Origin of the sequence: Limosilactobacillus urinaemulieris, assembly GCF_932750685.1 — a bacterium.
Lineage (GTDB): Bacteria > Bacillota > Bacilli > Lactobacillales > Lactobacillaceae > Limosilactobacillus > Limosilactobacillus urinaemulieris.
The window spans coordinates 1-17,380 of the sequence record NZ_CAKOBX010000006.1 but is presented as its reverse complement, the minus strand read 5'-3'; the positions used below and the strand labels follow the sequence as shown (position 1 = coordinate 17,380).

Sequence of the window (17,380 nt, the reverse complement as noted above, 5' to 3'; positions counted from 1 at the left end):
CTAATTTTAAAATAAACTCAAAATACTTATATGGAGGATACTTTATGATTCGTGCAATCGCTACCGATATTGACGGCACATTTCTGACAACTAACCGGACGTATGACCACCAGCTATTCAATACTGCCTTTCAGCTAATGCAGCAACGAAACGTTAAGTTTATTGTTGCTAGCGGTGACCAATATTACTTTCTCCGGTCACTTTTCCCAGACATTGCTAATCAGATTGCCTTTGTCGCTGAAAATGGTGTTTTAACGGTTGATCAAGGAGAAGAAATTGCCTGTGGTCAGTTAAAAATGAATGATGTTGAAGACATTATTGCCTATGTTGATGCGATTTCTGATACTTACTACGTTGTTTGCGGTCGCCAATTTGCCTATGTTAAAGATACTATGCCTGTAAAATTCAAGCAGGGCCTTCACCGTTTCTATACGCGCACCAAAGTTGTTAAAGATTTTACGAACCTCAATGATAAGATTTTTAAATTTGCCCTAGTCGTCCCGCCAGCAAACATGCGGACAATCGCACATAATATTAACACTAGATTTGCAGGAATTATCCGTGCAACTGCTAGTGGTAATGGCGCAATTGACTTAATCATTCCAGAAATGGACAAATCATACGGGCTAAAAAAGTTACTCAATCGTTGGCAAATTTCACCAACCGACTTAGTAGCTTTTGGTGATGGTGAAAATGATCTTGAGATGTTTGACCTTGCCGGTACGAGCTATGCCATGGGAAACGCACCGACAAATGTTAAGGAAGCAGCTACTCATACGATTGGAACTAATGATGAGCAAGCGGTGTTACGTACCATAATTGATATTCTTAAATAAAAAAGCAGGCATCACAGCCTACTCTTAGCTATTAATCATTAGCATGCACATCATATTGACTGAGCATTTCTTCAACGCCCGGTGCATCTGGATCGTGCATCCCTTTACCTTTATCTAAAGCCCGCATTTGATCCATTTCAGCGGAGTTCAATTCAAAGTCAAAGATCTCCATGTTGCTCTTGATTCGTGCTTCATGAACGGACTTTGGAAAGACGGTTACCCCTTCTTGGTGTTCAAAGCGGAGGATAATTTGACCGGCGTCCTTACCATACTTTTCCGCCATTTTAGTAATGACTGGTTCCTTAAAGAGGTCAGCGTTACCTTGACCTAGTGGTGCCCAAGCTTCAAGAGCAACCCCATTTTTAGCCATGATTTGCCGTAATTCTTTTTGTTGGAAGTATGGGTTAAATTCAACTTGGTTAACTGCAGGCATTACATCAAAGTTTGGAACAAACTTCTTCCATAATTTTGGTGTCATGTTAGAAACACCAATTGAACGAATCTTACCAGCCTTTTGTGCTTCTTCCAGTGCTTTCCAAGCTTCATCGACCTTGCCGTATGGTTGGTGAATCAAGTACATATCCATGTGGTCCAAGCCAAGCTTCTGCAATGAAAGATCAATAGCCTTCTTAGCATCTTCGTAAGCGTAATCTTGGAGCCACAGCTTAGAAGTTACCCAGATTTGATTACGAGGAATGCCACTATCCTTAATCGCCTTACCGACTTCCTGTTCGTTAAAGTAGGCTGTCGCAGTATCAATATGCCGGTAGCCAGCAGCTAAAGCATTCTTAACTGCTTGGTAGGTTGTGCCATCAGCAGGGATTTGAAAAGTTCCGAAACCGAATGAAGGGATTTCATTACCGTCATTGAGTTTAAATGTTGGAATATTAGCCATAATTAAGCTCCTCCTTATTTTTCACTATCTTGCACTTGCTTCAAACTGGAACCAAAAATTTGTTCAATCGTCACTGGATCACGGCGATCAAAGAATTGACTTTCGTTCTTATCAAGGTTAGCCATCTTCTTCATATCATCATCAGAAAGTTCAAAGTCAAAGACATCAATATTTTCAGCCATCTGGTTCTGGTGAACAGACTTAGGAATGACCATGATTCAGCAACTTAATCAAAATCACAGTGAGTTCTTTGATCCTCACGATCCTGAAGCAATAAAAACGATTGTCAACGGTGGTCGGCCAGGAGCAAACAAAAATTAATCATAAAGTAAGGTGAAAGCGTCAACTAATTTACGCCTTCACCTTTTTGTGACCTAAAATTAACAATTAATCATTTGCTAATGCTGTTTTCTTCCTTTCTTTTAATGCATAACTAGCAAGGCCTAAAATTAGTCCCACAATTCCAAAACTCAGCCAGCCAAAGCCCAAACCGAAGAATGGGAAGAATCGTTGAGCAAATCCAAGTAGGGTTTGTAATAATTGACTTTCATGCAAATTAGCAGGTAACGCATTTAACATATCAAAGAATGCTGGAATCAGAGTTAATCCAGTTGTAATTCGGTAAACTAACGGATCCTTTTTAAAGAGTGGCGAAAGCAAACCTAAAATAATTAAAGTAATTGCTAACGGGTAAAGGAACATTAGGATTGGTGTTGACCATGCGATAATTTGATTAAGACCTAGATTAGCGAATAAGAATGACAACCCACAGTTAAACCGTAAAAATGTTCGGTATGAAATTTGCGGAAAGCGACGGTGGAAGTCTTGTGAGAAGGCAATTACGAGCCCCATTGCAGAAGTCATGCAGGTAACGGTAGCTAATGTTGCTAAGATCGCATCTCCAGCCGTTCCTAGGTAATAATGAGAAATTTGGGCAAGCGTAATCCCACCATTTAGTGCAGGTTTAAATTGGTGTAAACTAGTTGCTCCTAACCAAATTAAAGCTAAGTAGATAATTGCAACTCCACTGATTCCCAAGAAGCCACTTTTAGCCGTTGCAAGCGAAATTTGTCGCGATTTTTTAATTCCTAATTCTTTAATTGCAGTAATAATTGTAATTCCAAAGGCTAATGCGGCTAACCCATCCATAGTATTATATCCTTGCAAAAAGCCGTTAGAAAAAGCATGATTTGTATAGGCTGCGGTTATATTAGCAGTACTTCCAGCGCCTAAGGGATTAATGAATGCTAGTAAGAAAATCAGAAATAGTAATCCTAGGAATAAGGGGTTTAGGATCTTCCCGATTAAAGTAGTGATCTTTCCCTCATGATTTGAAAAAAGGTAAACCAAACCAAAGAAAATTGCTGAGTAGATTAATAACCCCCAAGAATTAGCTGCCTTAGATAAATAAGGAGCAATCCCGATTTCATAAGGAACGGTGGCCGTCCGGGGCGTTGCAAATAATGGTCCCAGTGTTGCATGAACGAGAATTAAAAAGATTAGTGCATAAGTCCGACCGTTCGGCAGTGCAAGGTCATAAATTCCGTTTGACTTGGTAATGCTAATTGCTAACAACGCCATCAAGGGAATTAATACTCCAGAAATAAGAAAGCCACTACTCGCTATTAACCAGTGACTACCAGCTAACTGGCCCAAGTGGACTGGGAAAATTAGATTCCCTGCTCCAAATAACATTCCAAAAATCAATGATGCAATAATTATCGACTGTCTAATACTCGCTTTGGTTGTTTTCATTTTAAACATCCCTCTCAGTAAAAATTAATTAAACTGGTATAAAAAAACGTCCTCATAAGCTAACTGCTTACAAGGACGCTATCACGCGTGTTACCACCTTATCTTCAGAGTAATATCACTACTACTCCCTTACCCCGTACATAGTAAAGAAACTAGATACGTTGACGCTATAACGGGCGCACCCGGCTAAGGCTACGATTGCTCTCACCTGAGCCACTCCTAGGCTACTTTCACTATCCTTTACTATTCCCACTCTCACTAATTTGGGTTCGCTGACTAGTTAAAGAAAAGCTAATTTCCTATTCTCAGTGGTTATTCATACCGTTTATTTGCTAAATACTTTACATGATTAATTATAAAATGTCAATATTTTTCTAATATATTTTTAATATTTCATTGAGTGCTCATTAAGTCAAATATGATATTAAACTATTGTGATCGCTAAAAATAAGGTTCCATTTACACTGTTTGTGTAGACGGAACCTTATTCTTTGTTATTTAAAGCTGATAGTCTAACTAGACTAGCTACTTTTTGATTCCTTTCGGTAAAAAAGCAAGATTAGTAGTGCTACTACTTTCTAAGTAAGCATATTTTTTCTTCAAGCAACTAATTAACCATAATATTGAAATTATATTCCACTTGTTTAGCTACTACGCAATTACGTATCTTAAGCGTATTTGACATAGATCATCAGACTTTGTTAGCTTGAATATTAAGGAAGAAACTAATTATGACAGAAATCCAACTTATTAAATCACCATTTAAAATTGGCAATCATCCTTTTAACGATGCTAAAATTGTGAAACAAGTTGCAAACTTTTATCAATCAGTACCATTTTATCAACCAACACCATTAATTAATTTGAAGCAGTATGCTAAAAAGAATAATATCGGTAGTCTTTATGTAAAAGATGAATCTCAACGATTCAGCAAAGCCCTAAAAGCCTTTAAAGCTACCGGTGGTTTATACGCAATGGCATATTGTATTGCTAAACAAGCCGGATTATCAACAAAGAATTTGAAATATTCTCAATTAATGACACCGTTGATAAGAAAAGTCGCTGACCAAATCACTTTTTATACTGCTACTGATGGTAATCATGGTCGCGGTGTGGCTTGGGCGGCCGAAAAATTAAGTACTCACGCAATAGTTAAGATGCCTGCAGGTTCAACTAAGATACGTGCAGAACATATTGCTGCGTTTAATAATGTGAATGTAGAAATAACAGATAAAAACTACGACGATACTGTTCAGCTTGTTAAACAGCTTGCTGACAAAGATCCAAACGGGATTTTAATTCAAGATATGGCTTGGGAAGGCTATACAGAAATTCCACAAGCGATTTCTGCAGGATATTCTATTATCGTCACCGAAATTCTTAGACAAATAGACACCGACAATTATCCTACACATATCTTCTTACAAGCAGGAGTTGGTCAATTATCATCTGAAATTATCGATGTCTTATATAGTTTATTGCAAAAAGATAAATGCCAGTAATTACAATTGTTGAACCAGCAACTGTTGCCTGTTACTATCTATCCGCACAGGTAGCGGATAATAACTTGCACACCGTTCCTGGATCACCTCGCACGATTATGGCTGGGCTAAATTGTCAGACACCAAGTTTAATTTCATTTCCAGTAATTCGTGATACTGCCAGTTTTTATGGAACACTGACAGATAACATTGCACGAATTGGAATGCGCACCCTATCAACCCCCGTTGGAACTGATTCAAAAATTATTTCCGGTGAATCTGGAGTTGCAGCCTTTGCCTATGTTAATGCCGTTCTCCAGGATCAACACCTCCGTAAAAAAATAGGATTAGACGCCAAAGCGCGAGTACTAGTCATTAATACCGAAGGCGATACAGACAAGCAGGTATATCAAGAAATAATTAAAACAATTAGCTAAAAAGTAGTTATTTCAATTTCATATTTATGTCTTGAAATAAGTAGATCTTTTTTACCGAAAACGGGATAGAGAATTCGCTTCTACCAAATTCTCTATCCCGTTCTTCAATCTTTAACTATTTCCTTACTCAGCTTATCTTTAATAACCATAGAAATTCACTAATGCCACAAAGAGCAAAACCGGTAATTAAGCCAAAGTTACTTTGCATCCCATAAAATGAAATTCCCGTACCAATTAGGAAGATCATCAACATCACACAATAATCTTTTAACTGTAATTTAACATCACGATGGTTATAAACGCCATTTGCCACAAGACATAGATAGTATCCCAAAATGCTGATCGACAATAATAGCCATAAATTCATCCGTGATACCCCTGATTCAGCAAGATAATCAAGCCCTGCCGTCATCGAAAGAAGGGCAATTACCATAAATACGTGCGAATACATTAAGACAAATCCGCGTGAACGCTGGTGGTGATTAATAAGCAGTTCGTCTTGGATAATATATGCACCAAACATTGTCACCAGTAGTATAAAAATTAATGCAGGAAACGGCTGAATTATCGAACCATTGAAGTAACGCGTAATATTAACTAACGATTCACCAAAAGTAATGATAATAATCAAGCCGAGTCGTTCCAATAAATGCGGAAAGTTCACGTTCTTTGGAACAAATTGTTGATATACAGCTAATGGCATTAAAAAGCCAATTAAACCACCTAATACACACAGGAAAATGCCATAGTGATACCCGATTAGTAAGCCGCTTAATACAGCAATTAATTCTAATATTAAAGTTACTACAAAGGCCCGGACATCATGATCGCGCATCGGGTGTTTTCCTGAACCACAGAGGTACTGCCAAATTAAACCAGCAACTATTAGTACCACTGCCGAATTAAAAGTTCTAAATGTGACCGACCATTCAGTGTTGATGTTATTAGCAAGATACGTCATTGCATACATACTGATTAGCAAACCAATTGTATCAATGATGCGACTTTTACCGAAGCGATTAATATATAATGCCTGATAAAGCCATATCTGCATTACCATAATAACAACAAAAACAAATTCAATGTAATTAAATAGCGGAATCCCACCGGCAACGGGATGATGAATCATTGCGGTGATTTTAGAAATTGCATAGACAAAAATCAGGTCATAAAATAGTTCCAACATTGAAACCCGTTTAGCGATAATTTTTTGCAAAACGCTCCCCTCCTTTTATAATTTGGTAAGTTTTCATTTAGCCATTATAAAAGATTTTAGTTAATAATTTAAGCGATCAAGAGCTAATCATGAAATTTAAATGTTTCCCGGTTAGATTATCATAATTTTCTTTTAAAAAGTCTTTAAATCATCACAACTTATGATAGAATTCTAACGTTAATAAATACTAACCAGTTATATTGTTCGTAAATATCGAACATTATGAGGGAGAATGAAAATGAATAACGACATTGAAAAGGTTTTATACACTCAGGAACAAATTAGTCAACGAGCCGATGAACTAGCGACTATTCTTTCCGCAAAATATCATGATGAACTTCCAGTTGTTGTCCCAGTGATGACAGGAGCAATGATGTTTGCATCCGAATTAATGAAGAGGCTTGACTTCAAATTAAACATTGATTATGTCGATGTTTCCAGCTATGAAGATAGTTCTAAATCATCAGGTAAAGTCCGTTTATTACGTGACCTTTCCCATGACGTTAGTGGTAGACCCGTTTTAATGATTGAAGATATTATTGATACGGGGCATACTTTAGAATTTTTGAATAAATTATTTGCTAGTCGCGGTGCAAAAAGCGTTGAAATTTGTTCACTTTTGGATAAACCGGAACGTCGCGAAACACCCGTAAAAATTGATTATCTTGGTTTTACAGTACCTAATGAATTTATCGTTGGCTATGGTCTTGATTATAATGGACTCTATCGTAACCTTCCCTATGTTGGTGTGTTAAAACGATCAGTTTATGAAAAATAATAAAAGAGAGCAGACAGTAACAATTAGCTCATGGTGTATACCCTTGAGGTAAATTACTGTCCGCTCTTTTTTTATCACTTATCATTCACTTTACGGCTTTAAAATCCACAATTTACTGATCATCGACGACCACACCATTCCGATCTGGATGTAAAACTTCAATGCGATCAGATAATCCATTTTTACGAAGTGCCTCAATAAATGCTGCCGTTTTTTCTGGGGTAATCATTGTCATAATCGTGGGACCGGCGCCGCTTAAATAGGTTGCTGCATCATAAATATGACCTAATTGTCGAATAGTCATTAATTCTGGTACCAGTTGTGCCCGATATTGTTCATGAAAGTCATCAGCCTCCATAAGCTCTTTTACTAATGAGTAATTCTGTTTAAATAATGCTGCTACTAATGTGTTAGCAACCGCACTGGCATGGGTAGCAGCATGATAGTCTAACTGACGTGGTAGAACTGCACGAGCCTTCTTGGTTGCTAAGCAATATGTCGGAATATAAGCCACAAAATCATATGGTGGTAGAGGAGCTTCCACTGCATCGAAATGTTGAGCAACGTTAGTCCCCACCACTAAGCCACCAAGGATCGCTGGAGCAACATTATCAGGATGGCCCTCTATTTGACTGGCAATTTCTACCTTGGCTGCCTTGGTTAATTTGAGATTTGCTAGTTGGTTTGCTAATTCAATCCCAGCAACAATTGCGCTAGAACTGCTTCCTAACCCATGAGTAACCGGAATATCACTGCTGACTTCAAGATGTTGGGGCGAGAGTTGAGGCGCAACTTGGAGAGCGGTTTGAACGATCATATTATCCTCATCATGCGGTAAATCTCCTAACTGGTGATCAACTTGCCATTTTTTAGCGGATCCCTTAACCGTTACATTTAAATATAGTGAAACCGCAAGTCCAATTGAATCAAAACCCGGGCCAAGATTGGCACTGGAAGCAGGAACCTTAATTTTCATTTACTCATCCCCCATTATTTTAAAACCTTATAAGCAGCATCAAGATTAATGGTTGGCTCACTAGCAATCTGTGCCTTAAATTCATGTAACTGCGACCCGCTCATTGCATGAGTAATAATTACTATCCGAGCTATTCCATTTGCTTCTGTTTGGGTAATTTGGCTAAAACTGGCATTAATCTCTGTCATAATTTGCGTTAACTTAAGCATTTGACCAGTTATATCCGGCATCGTAATGGATAAAAAGTATGGATATGCAACTTGATCAGTAGTAGCTGGGATATAACGCTGCTGATAATTATTAAAGAAGTTACCGTTAGTTTTTAACACAAGATTCTTAGTAACTGAAGTGATATCACTTAAAACACTATTTGCGGTTGGCAATCCACCTGCACCACGCCCATAAAACAGGGTGTCTCCTACTGCTTGACCAGTGACCATTACTGCATTGTATTCATTATTGATGGTAGCTAACGGATGATCTACTGGGACCAAAACCGGAGCTACTTCGACAAAGACGCCATCATTAATTACCCGCGAAATCCCTACTAGTTTAATTACATAACCAAATTTCCCCGCTTGTTGAACATCGAAGGCACTCAATCGGTCAATTCCAGTTACGTTAAAATCATTAATCGTTAATTGAATACCGAATGCAAACTGACTAAGGATTACCATTTTAAATGCAGCATCTTTTCCAGTAACGTCATTCGTTGGATCTGCCTCAGCAAAACCTAATTTTTGTGCTTCGCGTAATGCTTTTTCGTACGACCACCCTTGCTGACTCATCTGTGTCAAAATGTAGTTAGTGGTTCCGTTAACAATTCCCTTGACCTCCGTTATTTTGTCAGCAGAGAAACTATTATTAATTGTCCGTAAAATTGGAATTCCCCCAGCGACACTTGCTTCATACATTAGATCGCAATCATTATCATGGGCTAGTCGGCTTAATTCTGGTCCATATGTTGCAATCAAGTCCTTATTTGCCGTCACAACGTTTTTTCGGGAGCGTAATGCCATTTCAATATATTCTTTTGCAGGGTGGATTCCACCAATCAGCTCTACCACAATTTGAATTTCTTGATCATTGATAATTTCCTGAATATCAGTCGTTAACTCGATTCCTCCCTGGACTTTCTGATGACGCTCGGGATGTTTTACTAATACTTTTTTAACATTAAGTTGTCGTCCGGTGACATTAGCCACCTTATCTTCATTATTCTGAATCATTTGTAGTACGCCAGATCCAACTGTTCCAAGACCTAGCATTCCTATCTGAACGGTTTCCATAATGCCACCTCATTTTCTCATTATTTTTTCATTTTCCGATTGTAACATACCGTTAAGACAGGTACAATATCAAACAAAGAGTTACGATTTTAGTCATAATTGGAGGTAATGATATGCAATACCGTAGTACACGCGGTCCACTAGATAAAAACTTAAACGCACCCCAAGCCATTATTAAGGGGCTAGCAGATGACGGTGGTTTGCTAGTCCCCACCAAATTTCCTTCTTTATCTTTACCGATCGAAAACTTACCTAAGATGACTTATCAGCAAATTGTACACCTGATCCTAACCCTGTTTTTCGACGATTTTACCCCTGATCAGCTACAAAAAAGTATCGAGCAGGCTTATGGCGACCAATGGGATAGTCAACAAATTACCCCTATTTCTAATAGTCATTCAAATAATTACTACCTAGAACTTTTTCATGGACCGACTTTAGCTTTTAAAGATGTTGCACTGCAAATTCTTCCCTATCTAATGACCTCAGCAGTTACTATTGAACAAATCAGTAATAAAATTATTATTTTAACTGCTACTTCCGGCGATACGGGAACAGCTGCTATGCGGGGATTTAGTAATCAGTCCGGTACACAAGTAATTGTCTTTTATCCCCATGGAGGAGTTAGTCCCGTTCAATTGAAACAAATGTTGGGCCAACGGGGGAATAACCTTACTGCTATTGCAATCGAAGGTAACTTTGACGATGCCCAGACTGAAGTCAAACGAATTTTTAACGATACCACATTTAATCATCAACTCCAACAAAACGGCTATCAATTCTCCTCAGCTAATTCAATGAATATCGGGCGCTTAATTCCACAGATTGCTTACTACTTTAGTGCCTATGGTCAACTGGTAGATAAGGGTAAAATTAAGGTTGGCGATGCCCTGAACTTTGCCGTCCCTACTGGTAATTTTGGTGATATCCTAGCTGGCTATTACGCTAAGAAGTTAGGATTGCCAGTTAATAAATTGATTTGTGCTTCTGATGAAAATAATGTTCTGACTGACTTTTTCAAAACCGGAGAATACAACCGTCAGCGTCAGTTTTACTTAACTAATTCTCCCGCAATGGATATCTTAGTATCCAGCAATTTAGAGCGACTATTATTTGATTTAGCTGGTAATAATGCTGAACTAATTAGTAGGTATATGAACCAATTAGCACAAGAGGGTCATTACCAAATCAATTCTGCCATTAAAGAACAGTTAGATCATCAGTTTGCTGCCGGATTTGCTACTCAGGATCAGGTCATCCAAGAGATCCAGCGGATTTATGAAGCAGATGGTTACCTGATTGATCCCCATACGGCTGTTGCTTCATTTGTTACTAAGCAATACCAAGCCAGCCATAATGACAAGACACCAACGGTTATTGTATCAACGGCTAGTCCGTATAAGTTCCCTGAAACAGTTTACAAGGCTATTACCGGAAAATCAGTATCAAGTTCAGGCTTAGCAGCCGTTCAAGATTTGCAAAATATTATCCAGCAGCCTTTCAGTAATAATGTTCAAGCCTTATTCAATCAGTCAATCCGAGCTGAGCAAGTAATCCAGCCAACCAAAATGGAAGAAACGATTAGTAAGTTACTTACTTCAACGTATTAATAATTTTGATCATTTTAAATTAACCGAAGTACCCTAGAAATATTCGCAATTCTAGGATGCTTCGGTTTTTGCTAATTATTACTACAGGTTCTTCTTAAAGAAACTATCAATCTTGTCAAACGGAATATAATCATGGTCGCCACCATCGTATAAGTCAGTATGCGTTGCACCAGGGACAATTACTAATTCCTTATTATCACCCTTTAATTTCTTAAAGGTATCTTCACCCATATAACGTGAGTGGGCCTTCTCACCATGAACAATCAAAACTGCATTCTTAAGGTCTTCGGGGTGAACCAAAATCTTAGCGTTCATCCAAGCTGGCTGACTCTGCAATACCCAACCTTCATTGGAGTTAACTGAACGCTTGTGGTAACCACGCTTGGTCTTGTAATAAGCACTGTACTGCTTGACAAAGTCTGGTTGATCATCAGGAGCGGGGTAATCGTAGCAGCCACCAGCTTTAGCTAAATTCTTTTGACCATATTCTTTAGTTCGCTGCTCAGCAATTTGTTTTTTACTTTCATAACGGTCATCAGCGGTTCCTTGATCAAAATAGCCATTCACACCAATCCGTGGCATATCGTACATTGTTACAGCAGCGGTGGCCTTAATCCGCGGATCAATTGCGGCAGCATTGAGAGAAATTCCGCCCCAACCACAGATACCGATAATGCCGATTTCCTCTGGCTCAACATTATCTAGGTTACTTAAATAGTCCACTGCAGCTTGGTAATCTTCAGTATTAATATCCAATGAAAAAACATCGCGGACATCGCCACCACTTTCGCCAGTAAAGGATGGATCAAAGGCAATTGTCAAGTAGCCCCGTTCCGCCATCGTTTGAGCATACAAGCCACTAGACTGTTCCTTCACTGCCCCGAAAGGTCCAGCCACTGCCAATGCCGGTAACTTGCCTTCGTAGTTCTTCGGTGTGTATTGGTCTGCTGCTAAAGTAATACCAAAGTGGTTAGTAAAAGTTACTTTTTTGTGATCAACTTTATCGCTTTTAGGAAATACCTTATCCCATTCTTGAGTTAAATGTAATTCTTGCATTGTTATCTCTCCTCGTATACGTATGAAATATTTTCTCTTGCTGGAATATCGTGAGTAATAATTGACCCAGCACTAATTACTGCATCAGTTCCAATATGAACATTCGGCAAAATAATTACGTTTCCACCAATTTTCACACCTGAATCGATGACAATCGGTCCGCTTTGATTACCATCAACGGTTAATAATGAGGTCGAAGAGCCAATCTCAACGTTATCACCAATCCTAATTCCGGCCTTATCTGCTATCGTGACATTGCAACTGACTGAAATATTTTTGCCAAGCTTAATATTTCGACCATAGTCACTGTAAAACGGTAATAAAAACTGATTACTATCTTCTATCTGATAACCAAAAATCTCATTTAATAACTACTTGATTTGGCGGTCATTCAAGCAAGAGGTATTCAGATGACGTAACAGCCGTTGATTCTGCTCTAATAATCGTTGATCCACTTTTAACTGCTTTGTAATTATCACTCACCTCTTTTAATTAACTGTCTTTATTATATTTTCCCTTTGCTATGATGTGAAATGCTTATATAATATGATTAAAAATAGCTTTTAGTTATGGGAGAGGATCATATGGAACTTCGGGTTTTACGTTACTTTCTCGCTGTTGCCCAACAACGAAATATCACCAAAGCTGCTCGAGAACTACTAGTATCTCAACCGACATTATCAAAGCAACTAGCAGATTTAGAAAGTGAACTTGGTGTCAAATTATTTATCCGTGGGCATCGGCAAATTACTTTAACAGACGAAGGCGAGTATCTCCAAGCTCGTGCAAAAGAAATTATTCAACTTGCGGATCAAACAGCCACTAATATCCAAAAGGAACAAGTTGTTACTGGGACGCTCTCAATTGGTGCTGGCGAAAGTATTGGAATGCAGCGAATCATGGAAGTACTAAGCGGGATTATTCAGGACTATCCTGATGTTAAAATTCGGCTAGTTAGCGGAAATGCTGATGAAATGGAAACTGCATTAAAACACGGTACCATTGATTTTGCGGTCTTAATGGCTCACCGTAGTCTTGACAGCTACCATCATCTTCAATTACCGGAAACTGATCGGTGGGGATTAGCCATGCAAAAAGACGATCCCCTTGCTCAAAAAAATGTTATTGGACCCGCTGATCTTATTGGTCTTCCGCTTCTGGTATCCGAGCAAGCTCTTGATGAACACCGCTTCCAGGATTGGTGGGGTAACGTAGGAAAAGAAATTAACATTATCGGTACTTACACGTTAGTTTTTAATGCGGAGTTAATGGTTAAACAAGGGAGTGCCTACATTCTTACTTTCGATAACCTCCTCAACACTTCAAACAACAGCGAACTCACCTTCCGGCCGCTTTCACCATCTATTTCTGAATCAACAAACATTATTTGGAAAAAGAATGTCACCCAGTCTAAAGTGGCTAAGTTATTTACCCAACATTTATTGGCATCATTAGACTAGAATAACAATATAAATACTCCGGTCCAGCTACTGAGGTCGATTGTTGGTCCTGTGATAGCTTATATTTTCCAGACAAAGCTCTTTAATATCCTTGCAGTTGATAATGATCTTGAGATAGTTCAACAGCAAATTATTAACAAGCTAACAAAATAGGGTTCGTAGCATTAACTGCTACGAACCTTATTTGCTCGATATAGAAAATAATTAAAATTTGACTTTCATTTCTGATGTGCCAAAAATAGCACCAACGATAATTATATTTTTCTTTGAATTAATTCGATAAAAGATTCCATAACTGCTGCCAATTAAAAGGCGATATGTCTGTTCAGTAAAGCCATACAAATTAGTAACATCTTGACCAAGTTTTGGAAAATTTTTCAACAATCTAATCTTTTTATCAATATGAAACGTAAATTGATCGATCTTTTCTGGTGATAATTTTAGCTGGGTTTGCCAGTATGAAATAATTTGATCTAATGAAGCTGCAAAGTGACTGGTATATTTAATCTTCATCTTTTCCCCAACCATATTTTCCAAAGCGCTGCTTCATATCTTCTTCAGTAAGTAGCTTATCAGACTCAAATGATCGTTCAATCATTTTTCGATCATGTTCTATATCAGCCGAACTTGCAACAGGACTATACTGAATTGTCCCATCGTCTAATAGTTGTGGTTCAAATAATGCATTTTCACATACCTTAAACTGAGCGGGAACAGTTAAAGTTAGTGAAGTCCCCTGCCTTCGTGCCTTAACAGTTTTATATTTCATTACATTCACCTCACATATAATTATAGCATAATTATATGCGAGACTTTACTTTACATCCTTTGGCAACAGACCAGCTGGATTTTGATCAAGAGCACCGACGATTTCATGAGCCGTGTATGGCTCTTCCAAATATGCTACTTCTTCTGGCGTTAATTCGATGTTAACTGCCTGGGCAGCATCGTCAAGGTTCTGCTCCTTAGTTGCACCAATAATAGGTGCGGTAACACCCTTTGCCCATTGCCAGGCAAGGGCGATTTGTGACATCTTGGCGTTATACTTTTCCGCTAATTCTGCCACCCGTCTGATAATCGGTAAATCCTGTTGCTTAGCATGATCGTATTTAGAACGGGCAGAAGTGTCCACTTGACTCCGTTTTGATGAACTATCTCAAGTTGGTCGGGCAAGGTGACCACCAGCCAGTGGACTATATGGCATTAACATTACCCCATCTTGTTTACAAATCGGAATTAGCTCACGTTTATCTTCGCGGTAAAGTAAGTTATAGTGGTTCTCCATTGCCACAAATTGGTGCCAGCCGTTTTTCTCCGCAATGTGCTGCATGTTCTGGAACTGGTAGCCATACATTGCGGACGCCCCAATCGCACGAACTTTTCCTTCTTCAATAAGCTTATTAAGTGCTGCCATTGTTTCTTCAATTGGGTGATCATAATCAAATCGGTGAATGATATATAGGTCAAGGTAGTCAGTGCCTAAACGCTTCAAAGTTCCATCAATTTCACGATTGATTGCTTCTTTGACAATCGTCCATCATTAAAATACACCTTGCTGGCAATTGCTACTTGCTCCCGCGGGATTTGGTGCTTCTTTAGTGATTTTCCAATAAATTCTTCACTAGTCCCTGCACCATAGACATTTGCTGTATCAAAAAAGTTGATCCCTAAATCGAGGGCATGTTGTACCATCTTATCGGTCTGGTCTTCATCTAAAATCCACCGATAAGTTTTAACCGCTGGAATCCCAAAACTCATCCCACCAATTGCTAACTTTGAAATCTTAATATCTGTTCCCGGAATATGACTGTACTTCATTTAAGGCACCCCTCTTCAGCTGATTCACAATTATTTGATTGCTTCACCTAATTCGTATGCTTCTTGAACGTGCTTTGCTAACTTCTTTTCATTCCAAGAATCCGCAGCCAGGACACTTCCAACCTGCTCCCAACGCATGTAATTAAGTAATTGCTTAAAGTATAGCTTTAGTGAAGCAAAAGCATCTTCTTGACCATAACCAGAAACCAGCGTAATTGCCTTCTTATCGCCATACAATTCGTGATTGTAATTATAAAAGCGATCGATTACTGCTTTAAGAGCAGCATTAACACCGTAATAATAAAGTGAACTCACAAGGACCACAATATCGGCATCTAATAACTTGGGCATCACTTCTTGCTTAATGATGTCGTCCGGTTCTACTTCGATTTCTTGCCCTGGATGATTATCTTCCAATTGAATCATCGAAAACTCATTAATCCGGCGACCAGCATCGAAACGGTATACCTCATTACCCGCTTCGGTTGCTCCTTTAACAAATGCATCTGCTAATCTTTCTGATGTTCCAGGATGGTGGGGACTACCGGTTAAAACGACAATCTTCTTCATTTGAATCGCTCCTTTTCTATTTTCATTGTAATTAGTTGCCAAGAAAAAATAAAAGACTTAAATTGAATAATTGACTATGCAAAGAAACTATCTTAAATTATTTTCTCTTTGGAGTACTCCCACCAGCAAGGGTAAAAATAATTAGTGATAGTACACCAATTGCAATTAATTGATTGATTAACATTTTTTCTTCCTCCAATATTCCTCTTCTGATTCACATATCGCTATTTAACGATATATTATTCTAAAAATAAAAGAAGAACCACTATAATTCTTCCTTTATCAAATCGCTAAGTTTCTGGATTGCTTGCTCATTTCGACGATAGTATGTCCACTTACCATGACGCTCAGAAATAACAAGTTCCGCCTCCTCCAGCATAGTCAGGTAAGATGAAATTGTCGATTGAGCTAACCCAGACTGATTAACTAGGTCACCAACACAAACACCACCATAGTTCTTGATTTCTTCTCTGATTGGCAGACAGGTTGGTACACAAATCTCATTCTCAGGATCTTTCAACCACTGTAGGATCTCAAGACGCGTTTTATTTGCTAACGCTTTAAATAGTTTTTCATTTAATTTCATGATTTCATTATATCGTCATTTTTCGATATGTCAATAATATTATTTTAACCTTCAGCACTAATCTCTTCATTAAAACCTTAGCTTTATATCCTTAATTACTACTTAATCACTAGTCAAGCAAACTAACTATTGATAGTCTTATCCTGCTGTTGCCGATATTCTCGTGGCGTCTGTCCTACTCGTTCCTTAAATACTTTACTAAAATAGGCACTCGTACTGAATCCCGCCTGCAAAGCAACATCTGTAATCGAAGGTTCCGACTGACGCAATAATTTCTTTGCCTGCTCAACCCGGTAATTTAATAAATATTCAATTGGCGTTTGATGAATGTTTTTCTTAAATGACCGAATACATTCTTTGGGACTAACATTAACCGCAGTCGCAATATCATTGATTGTTACCTTTTCCGCATAGTGTTTGTGTAAATACGCTAAAATATTTTTGCTGCGTTCACGTGGGCTAACCGTCAATTGCTGATGTTGTTCTTGAAGCTTAATTTCAGCGATCAGTGTCAACAAGGCTTGTGAAAGAAGATTACGAAAATGACCGAATACATTCTTTGGGACTAACATTAACCGCAGTCGCAATATCATTGATTGTTACCTTTTCCGCATAGT

General features: G+C 38.4%; 18 protein-coding genes and 2 pseudogenes. 6 read left to right on the top strand and 14 right to left on the bottom strand.

Going from position 1 to position 17,380, the window contains the following annotated elements:
- Positions 1-44: 44 nt before the first annotated feature.
- Positions 45-836 (top strand): Cof-type HAD-IIB family hydrolase, encoded by a 792-nt coding sequence (locus MR181_RS05375; protein WP_242335771.1) that lies wholly within the window; start codon positions 45-47, stop codon positions 834-836.
- Positions 837-867: 31 nt separating this feature from the next.
- Here MR181_RS05375 and MR181_RS05370 read toward each other — a convergent pair whose 3' ends face one another.
- The 3 genes and pseudogenes from MR181_RS05370 to brnQ form a co-directional block, all read right to left on the bottom strand.
- Positions 868-1,731, bottom strand: a complete 864-nt coding sequence (locus MR181_RS05370) for an aldo/keto reductase (RefSeq protein ID WP_242335768.1) — start codon at positions 1,729-1,731, stop codon at positions 868-870.
- Between the two features lie 14 nt (positions 1,732-1,745).
- Positions 1,746-1,949, bottom strand: a pseudogene (locus MR181_RS05365) (aldo/keto reductase); the annotation flags it as partial.
- A gap of 169 nt (positions 1,950-2,118) precedes the next feature.
- Complete coding sequence (gene brnQ / locus MR181_RS05360; protein WP_191910556.1) at positions 2,119-3,486, bottom strand: branched-chain amino acid transport system II carrier protein; 1,368 nt, start codon at positions 3,484-3,486, stop codon at positions 2,119-2,121.
- Positions 3,487-4,217: 731 nt separating this feature from the next.
- On the opposite strand from brnQ, the gene MR181_RS08785 reads away from it, so the two are divergent.
- A complete protein-coding gene (locus tag MR181_RS08785; RefSeq protein ID WP_277956498.1) occupies positions 4,218-4,988 on the top strand; it encodes a pyridoxal-phosphate dependent enzyme in 771 nt (256 codons plus the stop codon).
- Positions 4,979-5,404 (top strand): PALP domain-containing protein, encoded by a 426-nt coding sequence (locus MR181_RS08780; protein ID WP_277956497.1) that lies wholly within the window; start codon positions 4,979-4,981, stop codon positions 5,402-5,404. Before MR181_RS08785 ends, MR181_RS08780 begins: the two co-directional genes overlap by 10 nt.
- A 127-nt stretch (positions 5,405-5,531) precedes the next feature.
- On the opposite strand, the gene MR181_RS05350 is transcribed toward MR181_RS08780, so the two are convergent.
- Positions 5,532-6,620 carry a low temperature requirement protein A gene (locus tag MR181_RS05350; RefSeq protein WP_242335765.1) on the bottom strand — a complete coding sequence of 363 codons (1,089 nt, stop codon included), beginning with the start codon at positions 6,618-6,620 and terminating at the stop codon, positions 5,532-5,534.
- A gap of 238 nt (positions 6,621-6,858) precedes the next feature.
- On the opposite strand from MR181_RS05350, the gene hpt reads away from it, so the two are divergent.
- On the top strand, positions 6,859-7,398 hold the full coding sequence (gene hpt / locus MR181_RS05345) for a hypoxanthine phosphoribosyltransferase (RefSeq protein ID WP_242335762.1): 540 nt from the start codon (positions 6,859-6,861) through the stop codon (positions 7,396-7,398).
- A gap of 112 nt (positions 7,399-7,510) precedes the next feature.
- On the opposite strand, the gene thrB is transcribed toward hpt, so the two are convergent.
- Positions 7,511-8,374 carry a homoserine kinase gene (gene thrB, locus MR181_RS05340; RefSeq protein WP_242335759.1) on the bottom strand — a complete coding sequence of 288 codons (864 nt, stop codon included), beginning with the start codon at positions 8,372-8,374 and terminating at the stop codon, positions 7,511-7,513.
- Between the two features lie 14 nt (positions 8,375-8,388).
- Entirely contained in the window at positions 8,389-9,663 is a 1,275-nt protein-coding gene (locus MR181_RS05335) for a homoserine dehydrogenase (protein ID WP_191910552.1), read from the bottom strand.
- Positions 9,664-9,776: 113 nt separating this feature from the next.
- Here MR181_RS05335 and thrC point away from each other — a divergent pair, with 113 nt between their 5' ends.
- Complete coding sequence (thrC, locus tag MR181_RS05330; protein WP_242335756.1) at positions 9,777-11,273, top strand: threonine synthase; 1,497 nt, start codon at positions 9,777-9,779, stop codon at positions 11,271-11,273.
- 81 nt (positions 11,274-11,354) lie between these two features.
- Here thrC and MR181_RS05325 read toward each other — a convergent pair whose 3' ends face one another.
- Positions 11,355-12,329 carry an alpha/beta hydrolase gene (locus MR181_RS05325; protein ID WP_242335754.1) on the bottom strand — a complete coding sequence of 325 codons (975 nt, stop codon included), beginning with the start codon at positions 12,327-12,329 and terminating at the stop codon, positions 11,355-11,357.
- Positions 12,330-12,331: 2 nt separating this feature from the next.
- On the bottom strand, positions 12,332-12,478 hold the full coding sequence (locus MR181_RS08865; RefSeq protein WP_283584597.1) for a hypothetical protein: 147 nt from the start codon (positions 12,476-12,478) through the stop codon (positions 12,332-12,334).
- Between the two features lie 435 nt (positions 12,479-12,913).
- Between MR181_RS08865 and MR181_RS05320 the strand changes: the two genes are divergently transcribed.
- Positions 12,914-13,789, top strand: a complete 876-nt coding sequence (locus MR181_RS05320) for a LysR family transcriptional regulator (RefSeq protein ID WP_242335752.1) — start codon at positions 12,914-12,916, stop codon at positions 13,787-13,789.
- 204 nt (positions 13,790-13,993) lie between these two features.
- Here the strand turns inward: MR181_RS05320 and MR181_RS05315 are convergent, their stop codons facing one another.
- From MR181_RS05315 to MR181_RS05290, 6 genes and pseudogenes are all read right to left on the bottom strand, one after another.
- On the bottom strand, positions 13,994-14,302 hold the full coding sequence (locus MR181_RS05315) for a type II toxin-antitoxin system RelE/ParE family toxin (RefSeq protein WP_191910547.1): 309 nt from the start codon (positions 14,300-14,302) through the stop codon (positions 13,994-13,996).
- The gene (locus MR181_RS05310) at positions 14,292-14,558 is read right to left on the bottom strand and encodes a toxin-antitoxin system (protein ID WP_191910546.1); all 267 of its coding nucleotides are present in this window, start codon (positions 14,556-14,558) and stop codon (positions 14,292-14,294) included. Before MR181_RS05310 ends, MR181_RS05315 begins: the two co-directional genes overlap by 11 nt.
- Before the next feature lie 45 nt (positions 14,559-14,603).
- Positions 14,604-15,607: pseudogene (locus MR181_RS05305) on the bottom strand (aldo/keto reductase).
- A 30-nt stretch (positions 15,608-15,637) separates the two neighbouring features.
- A complete protein-coding gene (locus tag MR181_RS05300; protein WP_242335749.1) occupies positions 15,638-16,177 on the bottom strand; it encodes a flavodoxin family protein in 540 nt (179 codons plus the stop codon).
- Between the two features lie 265 nt (positions 16,178-16,442).
- The gene (locus MR181_RS05295) at positions 16,443-16,763 is read right to left on the bottom strand and encodes an ArsR/SmtB family transcription factor (RefSeq protein WP_191910544.1); all 321 of its coding nucleotides are present in this window, start codon (positions 16,761-16,763) and stop codon (positions 16,443-16,445) included.
- 122 nt (positions 16,764-16,885) lie between these two features.
- A complete protein-coding gene (locus MR181_RS05290; protein ID WP_242335747.1) occupies positions 16,886-17,335 on the bottom strand; it encodes a helix-turn-helix domain-containing protein in 450 nt (149 codons plus the stop codon).
- Between the last annotated feature and the right edge of the window lie 45 nt (positions 17,336-17,380).